The organism is Dactylosporangium sp. NBC_01737, from assembly GCF_035963215.1.
Classification (GTDB): Bacteria; Actinomycetota; Actinomycetes; order Mycobacteriales; family Micromonosporaceae; genus Dactylosporangium.
In genome coordinates this window covers 10,540,405-10,556,334 of the sequence record NZ_CP109153.1, presented here as the reverse complement: position 1 = coordinate 10,556,334, position 15,930 = coordinate 10,540,405, and the positions used below count along the sequence as shown (strand labels likewise).

Here is a 15,930-nt window from a genome sequence, read left to right as displayed (position 1 = left end):
TGGGCACAGTGCCGGGCGATGGATGAGGGCACGACGGTGCGGTACCGTCCAGCGCGTGCGGGGTGTGCCAGCCACGGGTGGAGGTTCGGCGTGTTCGTCGACGATGAGCAGTTTCCGTTCCTGGCCGACCTTCGCCGGGCCTGGCCGGACATCCGTGCGGAGTGTCTGACGCTGGGCGAGGAGTCGTTCGAGCCGTGGGTGCAGCGCGAGATGTACGGAACCGGCTGGAGCGTCTACGGACTCGTCGCGTTCGGCACCCGCATCGACGCGGCGCTGGCGGACTGCCCGCGCACCGCAGACGCGCTGGGCCGGATCCCGGGCCTCACCACCGCGGGCTTCTCCCGCATGGTTCCCGGGACGCACATCAGGCCCCACCAGGGCTGGGTCACGACCGTCTACCGGGCTCACCTGGGCCTGGTGGTGCCGGACGGCGACTGCGCCTTGCGGGTCGGCTCGCAGACCCGGCCCTGGCGCGAAGGCGGTCTGTTCGTCTTCGACGACACGGTCGATCATGAAGCGTGGAACTATTCCGCGAGCACGCGCACGGTGCTGCTGTTCGACTTCCTGCGGCCCGGGCGGACGATGGACGAAGTCGACGAGCTGCCGCCGGAGGTGGCGGCCGCCGTGCGGCGCCGAACGCGGGACCGGCAGTAGCGTTCCTGTTGCGCCACCATGCATCGGGTTTCGGCGGCTGTCGTTTCCGGGTAGCGGTGGGCCATGAACCGCCATCTCGTCAAGGCCCTGCAGGTCGCCTGGGAACTGCCGGAGTTCCGCGGCGGGGTGCGGCACCTCATCGATCTCGACGAGGTGGCGGTGCTGCTCGCGGCGCTGTCCGTCCCGGACCATGACAATGCGGTCGAGCGCAGCCTGCTGAGCCTGCTACGGTCCGCTTTCGACGCGATCGAGATCCGGGAAGCCGTGTTGCTGTTGCTGGAGCAGGACGAGGTGCGGCGGCCACTCGTCGCCGCGGCCGTGGAGCCCCTCGCGGGCCGGCCGGGCCTGGCCGCAGCCGTCGCCTCGGCGGCGGAGGATCCCGCGGCACGGCGGGAGGTGCGGGCGGTGCTGGACAACGCCTCGGCACGCGGGCTGCTGTGGCAGGCGGTCGAGAACCAGGTGAGCGACAACCGGTTCGGCCTGATCCGCCGGGCCGTGGTGCTGTTCGTGCGGCATCCCGGCGTCCGGCGCCTCGCATGGGCGCTGCGCCGGCACGGCGTGCTCCGCGAACTGCGCCGCAAGCAATGATGCCCGGCCCGGTAGCGGGGCACAGCGCAGTGGGCGGGCTGCTGCGGACGCGGAACTTCGCGCTGCTGTGGGTCGGGCAGTCGACCAGCGCGGTCGGCTCGGCGATCACGACGGTGGCGCTCCCGCTGGTGGCCATCTCGACCCTGCACGCCGGTCCGGCCATGGTCGCCCTGCTCACGGCCGCCGCCTGGCTGCCGTGGCTGCTGATCGGGCTGCCCGTCGGTGTCTGGGTGGACCGGTGGCCGCGCCGGCGCACCCTGCTGATCGCCGACCTCGTCTCTGCGGCGGTGCTCATCGTCGTCCCGATCGCGGCCTGGACCGGCGTGCTGACCATGCCGATGCTGCTGGTGGCCGCGCTGCTCGCCGGGGGCGCCGGCGTGTTCGCCAACGTGGCGTTCAACGCGTTCCTGCCCCGTCTCGTCGGCGCCGACGACCTGATGGAAGGCAACGCCAAGCTGCAGACCAGCGCGTCGGTCGCCATGGTCGTCGGGCCGGGCCTCGGCGGGCTGGTGGCGCAGGCGGCCGGCGCGGCCGGCGGGGTCCTCGTCGACGCCGTCAGCTTTCTGGTGTCGGCGGCCTGCCTGCTCGGCATCCGGTCCGAGCCGGAGCCGCGCCCGGACGCGGGCGATCGCCCGGGCATGCTGCGCCAGATCGCCGAGGGCATCGGGTTCATCATGCGCGGTCGCCTGCTGCAGGCCATGTTGGTGGTGGCGGCGGTGACCAACTTCGCGATGCTGGGCATCACCGCACTGCGGGTCGTCTTTCTGGTGCGTGCCGAAGGCGCCGCGCCGGGCACGGCGGGCCTGGTGATCGGCGTGGGCAGCCTCGGCGCCGTGCTCGGCGCCGCGCTCGCCACGCGTGCGTCCCGGCGCTTCGGCGCCGCCCGGACCTACCTGGTGGCCAACGTCGCGGCCGCCCCGTTCGTGCTGCTGCTGCCGCTCGGCGGCCACGGCTGGCGCTTGACGCTGTTCGCGGCGGGCTCCTGCATCGTGCTGGCCGGGGCCACGATGTCGAACGTGATGACCATGACGTTCCGCGGCAGCTTCGTCCCCGCGCGCCTGCTCGGCCGGGTCACCGCGGCATCGCGGATCTTCGTGTTCGGCACCGTCCCGTTCGGTGCGGCAACCGCCGGCCTCCTGGCCTCGGCGCTCGGGATCCGGTCCGCCATGTGGGCGCTCGCCGCCCTCTACGTCATCGCGCCCCTGCCCCTGCTCGCCACCGAGGCCCGCACGCTGCGCGACTTCCCAGCCCGAGACCCGAACGACAGCGCCGACGGTACGCACACCGGTACCGGCCGGGCGGCTGCGGCTACAGTGCCCCGGTGACCAGCGAAGCAGCGCGGCTGCTCAACTACCGCAAGTTCGACGAGGACCGCGTCACGCTCAGTACGCAGTCGGATCCCGTCCACGTCAACGGCCTCGGCACGGTCGTGCTGGTCTCGCTGTACGACCAGCGCAACTACAGCGGGCCGCGGGCCACCGTCGTCCTCGGCGACGACGCGGAGGCGCGCGTCAGCGCCGCGCTGGCCCGCCTCGCGGTGCCCGGTGCCGCCAGGGCCGCCCTCGCCGTGCCGGTCAGCGAGACCCTCGGACTCGACGAGGCCGTGTTCGAGGAGTGGATGTTCGCCCCGACCGATGCCGACGAGACCCGCCGGTTCGCCTCCCTCGGCCTGATGAGTGAGCGGTTCCCGGCCGTCGAGGAGCGGGTTTCGCGGGTGTACGGGCTGCGTCTGCCACGGCACACGGCGGTGTTCGCGGCGTTCCTGCACAGCCTCGACGACCACGAGCGGCGGGCGCTGCAGTGGCTCGGCCTGTCCGGCTGGGGCATCTGCGACTACTTCGCCGACGGCGGCCTGGACCGCACGGGGCAGGACGGGCTCGACGAGCGGCTGCACTGCCGGTTCCGGCGGGACCCGGCCGAACTGGTCACGGTCCTCGGCGGCGGCTCCGACGGCCTGCACTACGGCCTCTGGTACGACGACCCGGCCGAGCTGCCCTCGTTCATCGCGTACAACTACGCCCGGGACTCCGCGGAGACGTGGACGGCGAAGGCGCCGACGGTCCTCGCCCAGGTCCGCCGGGTCCTCGACGACGCGCTGAGCGACGAGGAGGGCCCCGACAAGTACTGGACGCTGTACCCGCTGCGTGGTGCCCTGGACTGGTTCGCCGCCGCCGACACCGCCGCGTGCGAGGCAGACGACCCGCCGCGCTGGGCGGCGGCGCAGCGACCGCCGGGCGGGGTGACGATCGGCGCGGTGCTCCCGCCCGGCGCCGGGGACCCGCGCAACGGCGAGGTCGACGCGCGCCTCGACGCGTACCGCGGCGATGAGACCCGGACCCGGCAGTGGATCGCCGAGGCGACCGCCGAGCTCGCCGCCGGAGAGCCCGCGTTCGCGCTCGTCGTCGGCAGGGAGCTGCACTGGCTGGACGCTGACGCATACCGGCGCGAGGCCGTCGAACTGCTCGCCGGGGCCTACCGGGCACTGGGCCGTGACGCCCTGGCCGGGATCGCGGAGGTCCACGCCGCCCACCGCGACCTGCCGTCGGTCGACGTGCTGCGCTGAGCGCGGAATCGCTCGCGTCGATGCGGCGGCGGCTGGCAGGGTGGCCGGATGGATCCGGGTTTCGGCGGTGAGGTCGCCACTTTCTACGCGCGCTACCGGCGTGGGTATCCGCCCGCCGTGCTCGACGCGCTCGTCGGCGCGTTCGGGCTCACTGCCGGTGACGTGGTGCTCGACCTCGGCTGCGGCACCGGCCAGCTGACCCTGCCGATGGCCGGCCGGGTCGGTGCGGTGCTCGGCATGGACCCGGAGCCGGACATGCTGCTGCTGGCCCGGCGCACCGCCGAGGAGCGCGGCGTGGCGAACGCCGCCTGGGTGCTCGGCGCGGACCGGGACCTGCCCGCCGTCGGCGCTGCCCTCGGCGCGGCGGCGCTCGGCGCGGTCACCATCGCCGTGGCGGTGCACTGGATGGACCGTGACGCCGTGTTCCGGGTGGTACGGCCGCTGCTGCGCCCCGGTGGTGGCGTCGCCGTGGTCACCAACGGCGCACCGCTGTGGCTGCAGGACACCGACTGGTCGCGGACCGCGAAGGAGCACCTGGAGCGCCTGCTGGGCCGCACCCTCGCCGGGACGTGCCAGACCGACGCCGCGGGCCGCCGGCGCAACCGTGACGCCCTGGAGGCGGCCGGATACCGGGTCGTGGAGTCCGAGGTCGGCTACGACGCCACGCTGACGGTCGACGAGCTCGCCGGCGGGCTGTTCTCCGCCATGTCGCTCGGCGAGCTGCCGCCGCAACGGCGGGCGGAGTTCGCCGCCGGGCTCCATGACGCGCTCGGGTCGGCGGAGCCGCTCACCGAGCACGTCCAGGTCTGGGTGCAGACCGGCACGGTGCCGTGATCGCGCCGGTATGCTCGCCGGGTCACGTCCGAGGGCACCGGGAGATCAGACAGCCGTGTGGTTCGCGATATTGGGGCCGCTGCGGGTGTCACGCGACGGCGGAGCGGTGCCGGTCGGCGGGCCCAAGCAGCAGGCGCTGCTGACCCTGCTGCTGTTGCGCGCCAACCGGGTCAACTCCACCGGCTGGCTGGCCGACGCGCTGTGGGACGGCAACCCGCCGCCGAGCGCCGAGGTCACGTTGCGCACCTATGTCGCCGCGCTGCGCCGGGCGCTCGAACCGGGCCGCGGCGCGCGGGCCCAGGGCCAGGTCGTGGTGAGCCACCCCGGTGGGTACGAGCTGCGGGTGCCCGGCGACGCGATCGACGCCGTCCGGTTCGTGGCGCTCGCGGAGGCGGGTGCGCGGGCCCTCGCCGCCGGTGACCCGGTGGCCGCCGAGCGGCACTGCACGCAGGCGCTCGCGCTGTGGCGCGGTGACCCGCCGGTCGGTGACCTGTCGGCGGTGCGGGCCGAGGTGACCCGGCTCGCCGAGACGCGTCTCGCCGCGGAGGAGGGCCTTGTTGCACCGCCGCGGTCGCCGCCGGCCGGCACCTGGCCGTCCTGCCGGACCTGCGCCGGTACGTCGCCGAGCAGCCGGCCCGCGAGGCGGCGCGCGGGCAGCTGATGCTGGCGCTGTACCGGGCTGGGCAGCAGACGGAGGCCCTGGCGGTGTTCGACGAGGGCCGCCGGTTCCTGGCCGAGGAGTTCGGGGTCGAGCCGGGCGCCGAGCTGCGCGCCCTGCACCGGCAGATCCTCGCCCACACCGTGCCGGACCGGCAGGACACCGCAGAGCGGCCAAGTGTGGGGGAGCGGTCGCCGGGCGGGCTGGTCGGGCGGTCCGCGGAGCTTGCCGTGCTGGGCGGGCACCTGGACGCGGCGCGACGCGACGGCGGGCGGATGGTCGCCGTCGTCGGTGAGGCCGGGATCGGCAAGACGACCCTCGCCACCGCCGTCGCCGGCAGGGCCGCCGCCGCGGGCATCCCGGTCGTGTGGGGCCGCTGCCCCGACGTCGGGCAGGCGCCGCCGTTCTGGTTGTGGAGCCAGATCGTGCGGGGGCTCCTCGCCCTGCCGCACGCCGGTACCCCCGGTGCCGCCCTCACCGGCTTCGTCGACGGACCGTCCACACAGGACGGAGGGCTCGACCCGGCGGCCCGGTTCCGCGCGTACGAGGCCGTCTCCGACCTGGTGCGTGCCGCCGCCGCGCCGGCCGGGCTGGTGCTCGTCCTGGACGACCTGCACGCCGCCGACCCGGACTCGCTGCTGCTGACCCGGTACCTGACCACGACCGTCCACACGGGACACGCGCTGGTGGTCGCGACGCTGCGGCCCTACGAGCACGATCCGGCGCTCGTCGCGACGCTGAACGATCTGGCCCGCGGCGCGGGCTCCGGGCAGCTGCGCCTCGGCGGGCTCGACGCCGCCGGGGTCGCCGACCTGGTCGCGGACCGTACCGGGGAGCCCGCGCCGGAAGGGCTCGTGCGGCGGCTCGCGGAGCGTACCGGCGGCAACCCCTTCTTCCTCACCGAACTGCTCGCCCGGCACGGGGAGGCGCTGCCGCCCAGCGTCCGCGACGCGGTGCGGCTGCGGCTGGACGGGCCCGACCCCGCCACCCGCGAGTGCCTCGACGTGCTCGGCGTCGCCGGTCGCGAGCTCGGCCTGCACCTGCTGCGCGCGGTGACCGGCGCCGACGCCGCGCAGCTGCTGGCCGGGCCGGCCGCGGCGCAGCTCGTGACCGAGGCGGGGCCGGGGACGGTGCGCTTCCGGCACCCGCTGTTCGCGGAGGTCGCGTACGCCGAGCTGCCCGCGCCGCGGCGGGCGGCGCTGCACGCGAGGCTCGCCACGGCCGCCGCGCAGCAGGGCGGGCTCACCGCGGGCGAGATCGCCCACCACTATGGACAGTCGATCGGGCTCGGCCACGCGGAGGACTTCCTGCGCTGGACGGTGCGGGCCGCCGATGACGCGGCCCGGCGCCTGGCGTACGAGGACGCCCTCGCCCACCTGCAACGCGCCGCGGACCACCTCGCTCCCGACGCCGCGACGGCACCGGACGCGGCCGCCGCGGAGCTGGGTGTGCAGCTGCGCCGGGCGGCGCTGCTGCAGATCACCGTCGGCGTCGGCAGCGACGCGGTCGCGGCGGCCGCGGCGCGGGCCAGGTGGCTGCTGCCGTACACCGGCCCGGACACCGACGTGCGCACCGCGCTGTGGACGCTGGGCGAGGTCGCCTGCAACCGCGCCGAGTACGCCGTCGCCGAGGACCTCGCCCGGCGCCTCACGGACGCCGCACCGCCCGCCGACGGTCTGGTCGCGGCCGCCGGGCCGTACCTGCTCGGCGTCGTGTGCTACTTCACCGGCCGCCTCGCCGCCGCCGACGGGCACCTCACCGCCGCCGCCGACCGGCTCGCCGCCTTCGACCCGCGGCATTTGCGCGGAGCAGGCGGGCCGGACGCCGGTGCTCGCCGCGTACAACTTCCGGGCCCTGGTGCGGTCCCTGCGCGGCGACCACGCCGCGGCCCTCGCCGACCTCGACGCGGCCTCGGCGCTCGCGGAGGGCTGCGACGACCCGTACGGCCGGGCCAACGCCGCCCTGTACGCGGCCTGGACCGCCCTGCAGGAGCGCGACGTCGCCGCGGGTCTGGCCGCGGCCCGGCGCTGCCGCGAGGTCGGCACCCGGCAGGGCATGCCGCACTTCGTCACCACCGGCGACTTCGTGGCCGCGTGGGCGGCGGTGCGCGGCGGCGCGCACGGCGACCTCGCCGCGATGCGGGCGGCCGCCGAGGCGATCCACGGCCTCGGGCTGCGCGCGACCCGTACCATCTCGATCGCCGCGATGGCGGACGCGCACCTCGTTGCCGGCGACCCGGTCACCGCCGCCCGGCTCGCCACGGCCGGCCTCGCCGAGGCGGAGGCCGTGGGGAGCGGGTCCTCACCGCTGAGCTGCGCCGCGTCCGCGGCCTCGCCACCGGCGACCCCGACGACGTGCGCGCGGGTGCCGCGATCGCCGCGGATCAGGGCGCCCGGCTGCTCCTGGACCGCATCGACCGCGGCGGGGCACCGCAGACCCCGGCGAGCCAGGTGCGGTATCCGCACCCGACCGGCCCGTCGTGACCGGAGTGGCCGGTCTCGGCGCCGGCGAAGAACCCGGCCCGGATCCGTCGCTCCGTGCAGGCACCGCCCTGCGGATGCGGGGGCCGGATGGTTGCCGGGCACCGGGAGCGAATACGTTGGACGCAGTGGTACACCGCCGACAGAGACGGAGGCAGGCATGGCTGAGGTGGTGCTGTTCCATCACGCGCAGGGGCTGACGCCGGGCGTGGTCGCGTTCGCCGAGGAGCTGCGGCGGGCCGGGCACACGGTGCACACGCCCGACCTCTTCGACGGCCGCACGTTCGGCAGCATCGAGGAGGGCATGGCGTACGCGACCGGGATCGGGTTCCCCGGCGAGGTGCTCAGGCGGGGCGCCGAGGCGGTGGCGGCGCTGCCGGCCGGCCTGGTGTATGCGGGGTTCTCCCTCGGGGTGCTGCCCGCCCAGCTGCTGGCGCAGACCCGGCCGGGAGCTCGCGGCGCGGTGCTGTGCTACTCGTGCGTGCCGGTCACCGAGTTCGGTCCCGCCTGGCCCGCGGACGTGCCGGCGCAGGTCCACGGGATGGACGCCGACCCGTTCTTCGTCGGCGAGGGCGACATCGACGCCGCGCGGGACCTGGTCGCGCAGGCGAAGGACGCCGAGCTGTTCCTCTACCCCGGCGACCAGCACTACTTCGCCGACAGTTCGCTGCCGTCGTTCGACCCGGAGGCGACCGCGCTGCTCATCCAGCGGGTGCTCGGCCTGCTGGCCCGCGTCTGAGGTCTCCACACCGCTTCCACACGGGGTCCACAGCGCCCTGCTGCACTAGGCGGCATGGACACTGATGTCGTCGTGGTGGGCTGCGGACCGGTCGGCGCTCTCACCGCCAACCTGCTCGGCGTGCGTGGGGTGCGGACGCTGGTCGTCGAGCGGGGCACCGCACCGCACGGGCAGCCGCGGGCGTTCTCCTGTGATGACGAGGCGCTGCGGGTGTACCAGCAGGCGGGGCTGCGCGACGAGGTGGCCTCCGACATGTACCCGCCGCCGGTCGTCGAGTACGTCAGCGGCAACGGCCGGCCGTTCGCGACGATCGCCCTCGACGAGATCGACTTCGGCCTCGGCAGCGAGCCGCTGCACTTCTTCGACCAGCCGTGGCTGGAGGCGTCGCTGCGGGGCGGGCTGGACCGTTTCGAGCACGTCGAGCTGCGCACCGGCGTGGAGATGACCGGCCTGGACCAGGACGCCGACGGGGTCACCGTGCGGTTGCGCGACACCGCGACCGGCGCCGACAGCACGGTCCGGGCCCGGTACGTGCTGGGCTGCGACGGTGCCCGCAGCGCCACCCGCGCGGCGGCCGGGATCGAGCTGAGCGGGACGTCCTACGCGGAGCCGTGGCTGGCGATCTCCGGTGACGTGGCGCCCGGCGGGGTCCGGCAGCCGCGGACCAGGTTCGTGTGCGACTGGCGCCGTCCCGCGTTCGTCTCACCCGGCGCGTTCGGCACGCACCGCCTGGAGTTCATGCTGCGCGCCGGCGAGACCCCCGAGGAGATGACCCGCCCCGAGACCCTTGAGGGCCTCGTCGCGCCGTACGTGGATCCGGCCCGCTTCACGGTCACCCGCTCGGTGGTGTACACCTTCCACCACCTGGTCGCGCAGCGGTGGCGGGCGGGGCGGGTGTTCCTGCTCGGAGACGCCGCGCACCAGATGCCGCCGTTCCTCGGTCAGGGCCTGTGCAGCGGCCTGCGCGACGCCGCCAACCTCACGTGGAAGCTGGCGATGGTCATCGACGGCACCGCCGGCGACGCGCTGCTCGACTCGTACGAGACCGAACGACGCCCGCACACGGAGGAGATGGCGGTGACCAGCGTCCGGCTCGGCCGGGTGTTCCTGGTCCGCAACCGGGTCGCGGCGTTCCTGCGCGACACCGCGCTGCGCGCCGTCCAGGTCGTCCCGCGGGTCCGCCGGTTCGTGCGGCACTTCGAGTTCAAGCCCGCGCCGGTCCTGCGCAAGGGCGTCCTGGACGGTGGTGAGCGCCGCGGCGCCGTCGGCACGATGTTCCCCCAGCCGCGGGTGTCGGTCGCCGGGGAGGCGGCACCGGTCCGGCTCGACGACGTCCTCGGCGCCGGCTTCGCGGTCCTCGGCCCGGCGGTGTCGTTCGCGACTGTCTGGGACGGGCCGCCGGCCGTGCTCATCCGTGTCCTGCCGCCGGGTTCCGTGGCGGTCGCCGGGTCGGGTGTACTGGAGATCGTCGACGACGAAGGGGTGCTCACCGCGTGGTTCGCCCGGCACCACGCCGAGGTGGCGGTGCTGCGCCCGGACCGCTTCGTCTACGCCACCACGGCGGACGGGCCGGTCGTCGCCTCCTTGACGGCCGCCACGAGCCCGTCGAGCCGGCCGCGGACGCGGGCGGCGGTGAGGTGGTCGAAGTAGTCGCGGGAGCTGACGATCTCGCCGTCGCGCACCCGGAGCACGAAGATGCCGGGCAGCGCGAACTCCTCCGCCGTGCCCTCGACGGTGCCCCGGTATTCGAACTCGGCGATGATGACCTCGGGATCCGTGGTCTCGTGGATGGTGATGCCGGCCGCCCGGCGGTGCAGGACAGGACCCTCGCCGGTGGGCCGGAAGTGCTCGCGGAGCTCGTCGCGGGTGCGCAGCGCCGGGGCGCGGAGCGGGTCGAACGGGTGCACGACGTCGGTCTGTTCCGCGTAGAGGCCGGGGAGGTCCTCCCAGCGTCCCTCCGCGACACCGTTCACGAGCGCGAGGAAGACCTCGCGCGGGCTCAAGGGTCGGTCCACGGCGGCGCTCCTCTGAGGTCTACGATCCGAAGTGCTGACTCCGATTATATGGAGTCGTCACTCCGTATATCAAGGAGCGAGGAGCGACGGGCATGGGACGGGCGCAACGCGTCGACGCGCAGGCGAACCGCGGCCGCATCCTCGACGTCGCCGAGGACGTCTTCGGCAGGGGCGGCGAGACCGCGTCGACGGACGAGGTCGCCCGCCTGGCCGGGGTCGGCATCGCCACCGTCTTCCGTCACTTCCCCACCAAGGCGGCGCTGCTGCAGGCCGTCCTCGTCCGGCGCTTCGACCGGCTCCGCGAGCAGGCCGAGGCGGCGCTGCGCGACCCGGAGCCAGGCACCGCGTTCTTCGGTTTCTTCCGCCACCTCGTCGCCGACGCGGCCACGAAGATCGCCATCGGTGACGCGCTGCTCGCCGCAGGCGGCGACGGCGACGGCGAGGCCGCACGGGCGTCGGCCGGCCTGCGCCGGGCTGTCGGCGCCCTGCTCGAGCGGGCCCAGCAGGCCGGCGCGGTCCGCGACGACGTCGAGCTGCCCGAGGTCTACGCCCTGCTCGTCGCCACGTCCCGGACCGCCGCCCATCCGGACCTGGAGGCGGAGGTGAGCGCCCGGGTCCTCGCCGTCGTCATCGACGGCCTCGCGCCCCGCCGGGCGTAGGCCAGGCGTCGCACCGTCCGAACGACCATGCCTGCGGCCGGTCGCCCCGGCCGTCACCCCGTATCAGCCTGCGGCCGCGACGATCAGTGCAATGCCCACGCCGACGTCCACCACCGCGCAGAACTGCGACCACGAGCGGCTCACCACCTGGTTGACGCGGAAGTGGTAGATGTCCCAGATGCCGTGCGCGAGGAAGCCGGCACCTGCCACGGCGGTACCCACGTGCGGTTGTGGCACCGCGGTCAGCAGCGCGATCACGCCGAAGCCCACCATGCCGGCCGTCTGCACCGAGAACGTCCGGGCCTGGGTGAACCGTCGCCGCGCCACGGCCCACATCCACAACGGCACCAGCAGCAGCGTCATCCCGGCCGCGGGACCGACCGGCAGTGCGAGGAGCGCTGCCAGCAGGTGCACGACGGTCGCCACGGCGCTCAGGATCGCGAATGCCAGCCACGCGGTCGACGGTCGGCCGAGGGCGTACGCGATCAGGTAGATCCCTGCCATCGTGGCCACTGCCGGCCCGAACAGGCTTGCCTGCCGGTCCGACAGTGCGATCACGGTGACCGCGCCGGCGACGACGGGCACTGCCGCTGCGGTAGGCCAACCGCCGGCCAGGCGCGGCCGGTGCGTGAACTCCTGATGCGTCATGGCCACGATCCTGCCGGTGCCGCCGCGGCGGGCGGCGCTTCGGAATCGATCGTGTCCGAATCGCTGGGACTCGGGGCCGGAACTGTGGCATCAACCCGTGGGCGCCGCGGCCTGCACCGTCCGGTAGCGGGAGGGCGGCATCGCATACCGGTCGACGAACGCCTGCCGCAACGATTCGGGCGAGCCGAATCCGCACCGTCGTGCCACGGCTCTCAGTGGCAGTCCGCTCGATGCCAGCAGGTGCGCGGCCGCCTCGGTCCGCACCCGGCGCACGTAGCGCCCCGGAGTCTGCCCGAGGTGCTCGGCGAACAGCCGCGACAGGTGGCGCTCGCTCACCCCGGTGAGCCTGGCCAGCGCCGCCGTGCTCAGATCGTCGGCGAGGTGGCTGACAATATGGTCGCTGATCCTGCGGACCACCACGTCGTCGGTGGCCTGGCGGGCCAGGAACATGCTCATCTGGGCCTGCCCGCCGGGTCGTTGCAGGTAGGCCACCGTGCCCATCGCCACGCCCCGGGCCAGTGCGGCGCCGTGATCCTCCTCGATGAAGGCGAGCGTCAGGTCCAGTGCACTCGTCACACCGCCCGAGGTCGCGACGTTGCCGTCCCGGACGTAAATGGGCTCGGCGTCGACCCGTACGTCGGGGAACCGGTCCGCCAGCCGGTGGGCGTACATCCAGTGCGTCGTGGCCCGCCGGCCGCTGAGCAGGCCGGCCTCGGCGAGCACCGTCGACCCGGTGCAGACCGATGCGACCCGCTCCGCCAGTCCGGCCAGCCGCCGGACGTGGCCGACCAGTTGCCGGCTCGCCGCCGCCCGCTCATGGCCACGGCCACCGGTCACCAGCAACGTGTGCACCGGCCCGGTGAACCGCTCCAGGCATGCCTCGCCCGGCAGCCGCAACCCGGAGTCGCAGTTGATCTCCCGCTGGCCGGGTGTGGCCAGGACAACCCGATACCGCGGCGCGGCACCGATCCGGTTGGCGATGTCGAGACTGGACGTGACGCAGGCGATGTCGAGCAACTCCGCCCCGTCGTACCCCACGACAAGAAACACCCGCTCGCGCATGCCAGCAGCGTACCGTACCCCCGGGGGGTATCGGTAGTGACGGCGATCGGCGCCTGGTGCGACACCGTCAAGCGGCGACGCGGGTCATGGGTCCTGGATCGTCGGGTTCGTGACGGGGACGGGCGGAGGTGGCGCGGGGACCCTACGCTCAGCGGACAGGTTCAACGGTCCGACCGGAGAGGTGGTGGTTGCGATGCAGCCGGCCATGGCTGCGGGGCCGGAGCCCGTGGAGCCGGTGCGGGGGCGCGGCAGGAAGATCCTCCTTGTCGGGCTGCTCACGCTGATGGCCACGGTCACCGCGCTGGTGGTCACGTTCGTCGTGTTCGTCGCGCCGGCGGCAGGTGCCGCGGGCGGTTGCGGCGGCGGCTGACCGCAGTACCGGCGGGCCGGGGATGTCGCGACATCCCCGGCCCGTTCCGCTGTGCGTCACCGGGCCGGCGGCCCGCCCGTCGCGGCGGACTCGGGCGTGGCACGAGGCTGTGGCAGCAGGTACGGCAGGCGTTCGGTCAGGAACTGGCGCGGGAACGCGTCGCGCAGCCGCCACAGGCCGGCGTCGACGACGAAGTGCGCCATCAGCAGCCCTGTGTACGCGCCGAACACCGCCCGCGCCACCGTGCCGCCGCCGTGCAGGTGGGACGCGGCGTTGAGGGCCAGCCCGCCGAGCAGCGCGACGTTGACGAGGACGGCGAGGCTCACCACCGGCCCGAGCCCCGGGCGGCGGGCGCCGGCGACCAGCCCGACGATGAGCAGATACTGGTAGCCGTGCGCGATCGTGAGCCCGGCGACGGCGGCGTACGGCGAGTCGAACAGGAACACCGGCGCGAAGAAGCACAGCGAGACGACGTACACCGCGACGTACTGCACCGGACGCTGCGCGGGTGGACGCTCACGCAGTACCACCACACCCGCGGCGGCGGCGAGCACGAACGCGGCACCGGCGACCGGGAACAGCCAGTCCACCTGCGGGTCGGCCGTCAGCTGCAGCAGGTCCGGGCGGACCAGCAGCCCCGCGATCCCGGCGCCGCCCGCGGCAACGATGGCGACGCGCTCCCTCGGGCGGACCGAGCCAGCCCCGTGCGCGACACCGGCGAGCGCGGCCATGCCCAGGTTCTGCTTCTGGAAGTGGAAGAACTGCCACGCGAAGAACGCCAGCAGCGGCCAGATGAACAGCCGCTCCGGCAGCACTGCGGCCAGCGCGGCCGTCCCCGCGACCAGGCCCAGCGGCGCCCACACGTAGCGACCGGTGTGCTGGGCGGCGTGCCGGCGCACCTCGGGCACGCTGAAGAACCAGCCGGTCGCCGCGACGTGCACCGACGACCCGACGAACAGCAGCCACTGCAAGGCCCGCCCGGGCGGCGCGTCCCCGGCCGGGGCGAGCGCAACCGTCACCGCGACCGCGCCCACGGTCAGCGCGATCGTGCCGAGAAGCCACACACGCCGCAGCGAGCCCGTCACACCGGCGAGGATAGCGGCGCACCGCACCACCCGGCGCCGCGCTGACAGCGGTCCGACACGGTGGATTGCCGCGGCGGGACCGGTCCTCGGCCGTGCTCATCGGCGCGGCGCACGTCCACGACCCGTCCGTGCCGGACCTGCCCTCCGGCGGGCGGCCGGCGACGGGGTTGCCAACGGATCCGGGCGTTGACACACTGCGTCGGCATGTCTTACGGGGGAGGGCCAGCTCATGAAGCGCCGCTATCTCATGTCCGCGGTGTTGGTGGCACTGCTGGCGGGTTGTGGCACGCCGGTCGGTGCCGACGGCAACCTCGTCGACGACTGGGCGATGCTGTCGGCCGCCAAGGTGCCGGTCCCGGTCGCGGGCACCTGCTACCGCAAGGGCGTTGAGGTGCGCACCACCGACATGCGCACCCCGGTGGCGTACGGGGAGAAAGTCGGCTGCACCGAGCCGCACGTCAGTGAGACGTTCTACGTCGGGGCGATCACCGCCTCGCTCGCCGACGCGAGCGAGCCGCCGAAGGGCGAGGCCCTGGGCGAGGCGTTCACCACCTGCAGCACGCAGGCCAAGGAGTTCCTCGGCGACGATTGGCACAACGGCCTTCTCGACCTGATGGTCATGGCCCCTACGGCCACCCAGTGGCGCGGCGGCGCGCGGTACCTGCGCTGCGACCTGGCCGAGATCAAGAGCGATCTGGACATCGTCGTCGAGCGCGCCATGAGCCTCAAGGACGGGCTGCGCGGCGACCGCCCGGTGGCCCGCGGCTGCGGCAAGATGGTCCTGATCGGCGAGGACTGGCACGACCTGCAGGCCGTGCCGTGCTCGGCCCCGCACGACGCGGAATACGCCGGAACCTTCCACACCACCACCCGCGAATTCCCGGACACACTCGACAAGGGCCGCAACGCGGTCGGCAACGGATGCTTCACCATCGTCGCGAAGCACACCGGCACCACCGAGGCCCAGCTCGACCGCGTGAAGGACTTCTGGATGGGCTGGTGGCTCGGAGACGACGAGGCCTGGGCGTACGGCGACCGGATCGCCCGGTGCTACGTACTGGTGGAATCCAGCAAGCCGATCACCAAGTCGCTCAAGGGCAACGGCATCGCGAAGCTCTGACTGTTCGTGGTGGGCGGCTCGACGGCGTAATCAGATTCCTTCGATGTCGCGGACTGGTGCGGCGGTGGTCGCGGTCCAGGAGGCGAGCAGGCGGAGGCGTTCAGCGGCCGGCGACCCCGGTCCGGTTCTGCTCGACGTTGGTGTCGCCGGTCCATCCGGACCACACGAACCAGCGCTGCCCCTGGAACGTGAACGGCACGCCGTCGATGGCCCACTTGTCACCGGGCAACGCCACCTTCGTGGCAGCCGAGTAGTTGGAGTCCGGACTGGTCGAGCTGATGTGGTACATCCGGTGGGCGCCGCTGCGCCCGGCGGCGAAGTAGATCTGGTAGCGGCCGTCCTGGTGGACGATCTCCGGTGCCCACACCTCGCCGAGGTTGCCGGTGTCGCGCCAGACCTGGTGTTTGGGTGCGGTGGCGATGCCGGCCAGGGTGGTGGCGGACCGGACCGCGACG

17 protein-coding genes are annotated in these 15,930 nt (G+C 74.1%); 12 read left to right on the top strand and 5 right to left on the bottom strand.

Annotation, left to right across the window (positions count from 1 at the left end):
• Window positions 1–90 precede the first annotated feature (90 nt).
• The 9 genes from OHA72_RS48460 to OHA72_RS48420 all read left to right on the top strand — a co-directional run bounded on the left by OHA72_RS48460 (window position 91) and on the right by OHA72_RS48420 (window position 10,166).
• Window positions 91–654, top strand: a complete 564-nt coding sequence (locus OHA72_RS48460) for an aspartyl/asparaginyl beta-hydroxylase domain-containing protein (RefSeq protein ID WP_327002856.1) — start codon at window positions 91–93, stop codon at window positions 652–654.
• A gap of 63 nt (window positions 655–717) precedes the next feature.
• Entirely contained in the window at window positions 718–1,242 is a 525-nt protein-coding gene (locus tag OHA72_RS48455; protein WP_327002855.1) for a hypothetical protein, read from the top strand.
• A gap of 29 nt (window positions 1,243–1,271) precedes the next feature.
• On the top strand, window positions 1,272–2,567 hold the full coding sequence (locus OHA72_RS48450; RefSeq protein ID WP_327002854.1) for an MFS transporter: 1,296 nt from the start codon (window positions 1,272–1,274) through the stop codon (window positions 2,565–2,567).
• Complete coding sequence (locus OHA72_RS48445) at window positions 2,564–3,805, top strand: ADP-ribosylation family protein (protein ID WP_327002853.1); 1,242 nt, start codon at window positions 2,564–2,566, stop codon at window positions 3,803–3,805. Before OHA72_RS48450 ends, OHA72_RS48445 begins: the two co-directional genes overlap by 4 nt.
• A 48-nt stretch (window positions 3,806–3,853) precedes the next feature.
• Window positions 3,854–4,639 (top strand): class I SAM-dependent methyltransferase, encoded by a 786-nt coding sequence (locus OHA72_RS48440; RefSeq protein WP_327002852.1) that lies wholly within the window; start codon window positions 3,854–3,856, stop codon window positions 4,637–4,639.
• 85 nt (window positions 4,640–4,724) lie between these two features.
• Window positions 4,725–5,300 (top strand): AfsR/SARP family transcriptional regulator, encoded by a 576-nt coding sequence (locus tag OHA72_RS48435; protein WP_327002851.1) that lies wholly within the window; start codon window positions 4,725–4,727, stop codon window positions 5,298–5,300.
• Entirely contained in the window at window positions 5,228–7,780 is a 2,553-nt protein-coding gene (locus OHA72_RS48430; RefSeq protein WP_327011806.1) for an ATP-binding protein, read from the top strand. Before OHA72_RS48435 ends, OHA72_RS48430 begins: the two co-directional genes overlap by 73 nt.
• A gap of 157 nt (window positions 7,781–7,937) precedes the next feature.
• On the top strand, window positions 7,938–8,516 hold the full coding sequence (locus tag OHA72_RS48425; protein ID WP_327002850.1) for a dienelactone hydrolase family protein: 579 nt from the start codon (window positions 7,938–7,940) through the stop codon (window positions 8,514–8,516).
• A 54-nt stretch (window positions 8,517–8,570) separates the two neighbouring features.
• Window positions 8,571–10,166: a bifunctional 3-(3-hydroxy-phenyl)propionate/3-hydroxycinnamic acid hydroxylase gene (locus OHA72_RS48420; RefSeq protein ID WP_327002849.1), complete on the top strand. Its 1,596-nt coding sequence runs from the start codon at window positions 8,571–8,573 to the stop codon at window positions 10,164–10,166.
• On the opposite strand, the gene OHA72_RS48415 is transcribed toward OHA72_RS48420, so the two are convergent.
• The gene (locus OHA72_RS48415) at window positions 10,064–10,531 is read right to left on the bottom strand and encodes a nuclear transport factor 2 family protein (RefSeq protein ID WP_327002848.1); all 468 of its coding nucleotides are present in this window, start codon (window positions 10,529–10,531) and stop codon (window positions 10,064–10,066) included. The two genes, OHA72_RS48420 and OHA72_RS48415, sit on opposite strands and share 103 nt — an antisense overlap.
• Window positions 10,532–10,623: 92 nt before the next feature.
• Between OHA72_RS48415 and OHA72_RS48410 the strand changes: the two genes are divergently transcribed.
• The gene (locus OHA72_RS48410) at window positions 10,624–11,190 is read left to right on the top strand and encodes a TetR/AcrR family transcriptional regulator (protein WP_327002847.1); all 567 of its coding nucleotides are present in this window, start codon (window positions 10,624–10,626) and stop codon (window positions 11,188–11,190) included.
• A 63-nt stretch (window positions 11,191–11,253) separates the two neighbouring features.
• Here the strand turns inward: OHA72_RS48410 and OHA72_RS48405 are convergent, their stop codons facing one another.
• Together OHA72_RS48405 and OHA72_RS48400 are read right to left on the bottom strand one after the other, a co-directional pair.
• Complete coding sequence (locus OHA72_RS48405; RefSeq protein WP_327002846.1) at window positions 11,254–11,838, bottom strand: hypothetical protein; 585 nt, start codon at window positions 11,836–11,838, stop codon at window positions 11,254–11,256.
• A gap of 90 nt (window positions 11,839–11,928) precedes the next feature.
• Window positions 11,929–12,900: a GlxA family transcriptional regulator gene (locus tag OHA72_RS48400; RefSeq protein ID WP_327002845.1), complete on the bottom strand. Its 972-nt coding sequence runs from the start codon at window positions 12,898–12,900 to the stop codon at window positions 11,929–11,931.
• A gap of 205 nt (window positions 12,901–13,105) precedes the next feature.
• Between OHA72_RS48400 and OHA72_RS48395 the strand changes: the two genes are divergently transcribed.
• Window positions 13,106–13,270 carry a hypothetical protein gene (locus tag OHA72_RS48395; protein ID WP_327002844.1) on the top strand — a complete coding sequence of 55 codons (165 nt, stop codon included), beginning with the start codon at window positions 13,106–13,108 and terminating at the stop codon, window positions 13,268–13,270.
• A 56-nt stretch (window positions 13,271–13,326) separates the two neighbouring features.
• Here OHA72_RS48395 and OHA72_RS48390 read toward each other — a convergent pair whose 3' ends face one another.
• Entirely contained in the window at window positions 13,327–14,355 is a 1,029-nt protein-coding gene (locus tag OHA72_RS48390) for a hypothetical protein (protein WP_327002843.1), read from the bottom strand.
• 229 nt (window positions 14,356–14,584) lie between these two features.
• Here OHA72_RS48390 and OHA72_RS48385 point away from each other — a divergent pair, with 229 nt between their 5' ends.
• The gene (locus OHA72_RS48385) at window positions 14,585–15,475 is read left to right on the top strand and encodes a septum formation family protein (protein WP_327002842.1); all 891 of its coding nucleotides are present in this window, start codon (window positions 14,585–14,587) and stop codon (window positions 15,473–15,475) included.
• A gap of 100 nt (window positions 15,476–15,575) precedes the next feature.
• On the opposite strand, the gene OHA72_RS48380 is transcribed toward OHA72_RS48385, so the two are convergent.
• Window positions 15,576–15,905 (bottom strand): family 43 glycosylhydrolase, encoded by a 330-nt coding sequence (locus tag OHA72_RS48380; protein WP_327011805.1) that lies wholly within the window; start codon window positions 15,903–15,905, stop codon window positions 15,576–15,578.
• Between the last annotated feature and the right edge of the window lie 25 nt (window positions 15,906–15,930).

What these genes read in the sequence shown, in the direction of transcription:
- OHA72_RS48425 (WP_327002850.1), top strand. Translation starts at nt 7,938, where the DNA reads ATGGCTGAGGTGGTGCTGTTCCATCACGCGCAGGGGCTGACGCCGGGC.
- OHA72_RS48420 (WP_327002849.1), top strand. Translation starts at nt 8,571, where the DNA reads ATGGACACTGATGTCGTCGTGGTGGGCTGCGGACCGGTCGGCGCTCTC.
- OHA72_RS48440 (WP_327002852.1), top strand. Translation starts at nt 3,854, where the DNA reads ATGGATCCGGGTTTCGGCGGTGAGGTCGCCACTTTCTACGCGCGCTAC.
- OHA72_RS48405 (WP_327002846.1), bottom strand. Translation starts at nt 11,838, where the DNA reads ATGACGCATCAGGAGTTCACGCACCGGCCGCGCCTGGCCGGCGGTTGG.
- OHA72_RS48385 (WP_327002842.1), top strand. Translation starts at nt 14,585, where the DNA reads ATGAAGCGCCGCTATCTCATGTCCGCGGTGTTGGTGGCACTGCTGGCG.
- OHA72_RS48410 (WP_327002847.1), top strand. Translation starts at nt 10,624, where the DNA reads ATGGGACGGGCGCAACGCGTCGACGCGCAGGCGAACCGCGGCCGCATC.
- OHA72_RS48395 (WP_327002844.1), top strand. Translation starts at nt 13,106, where the DNA reads ATGGCTGCGGGGCCGGAGCCCGTGGAGCCGGTGCGGGGGCGCGGCAGG.
- OHA72_RS48455 (WP_327002855.1), top strand. Translation starts at nt 718, where the DNA reads ATGAACCGCCATCTCGTCAAGGCCCTGCAGGTCGCCTGGGAACTGCCG.
- OHA72_RS48400 (WP_327002845.1), bottom strand. Translation starts at nt 12,900, where the DNA reads ATGCGCGAGCGGGTGTTTCTTGTCGTGGGGTACGACGGGGCGGAGTTG.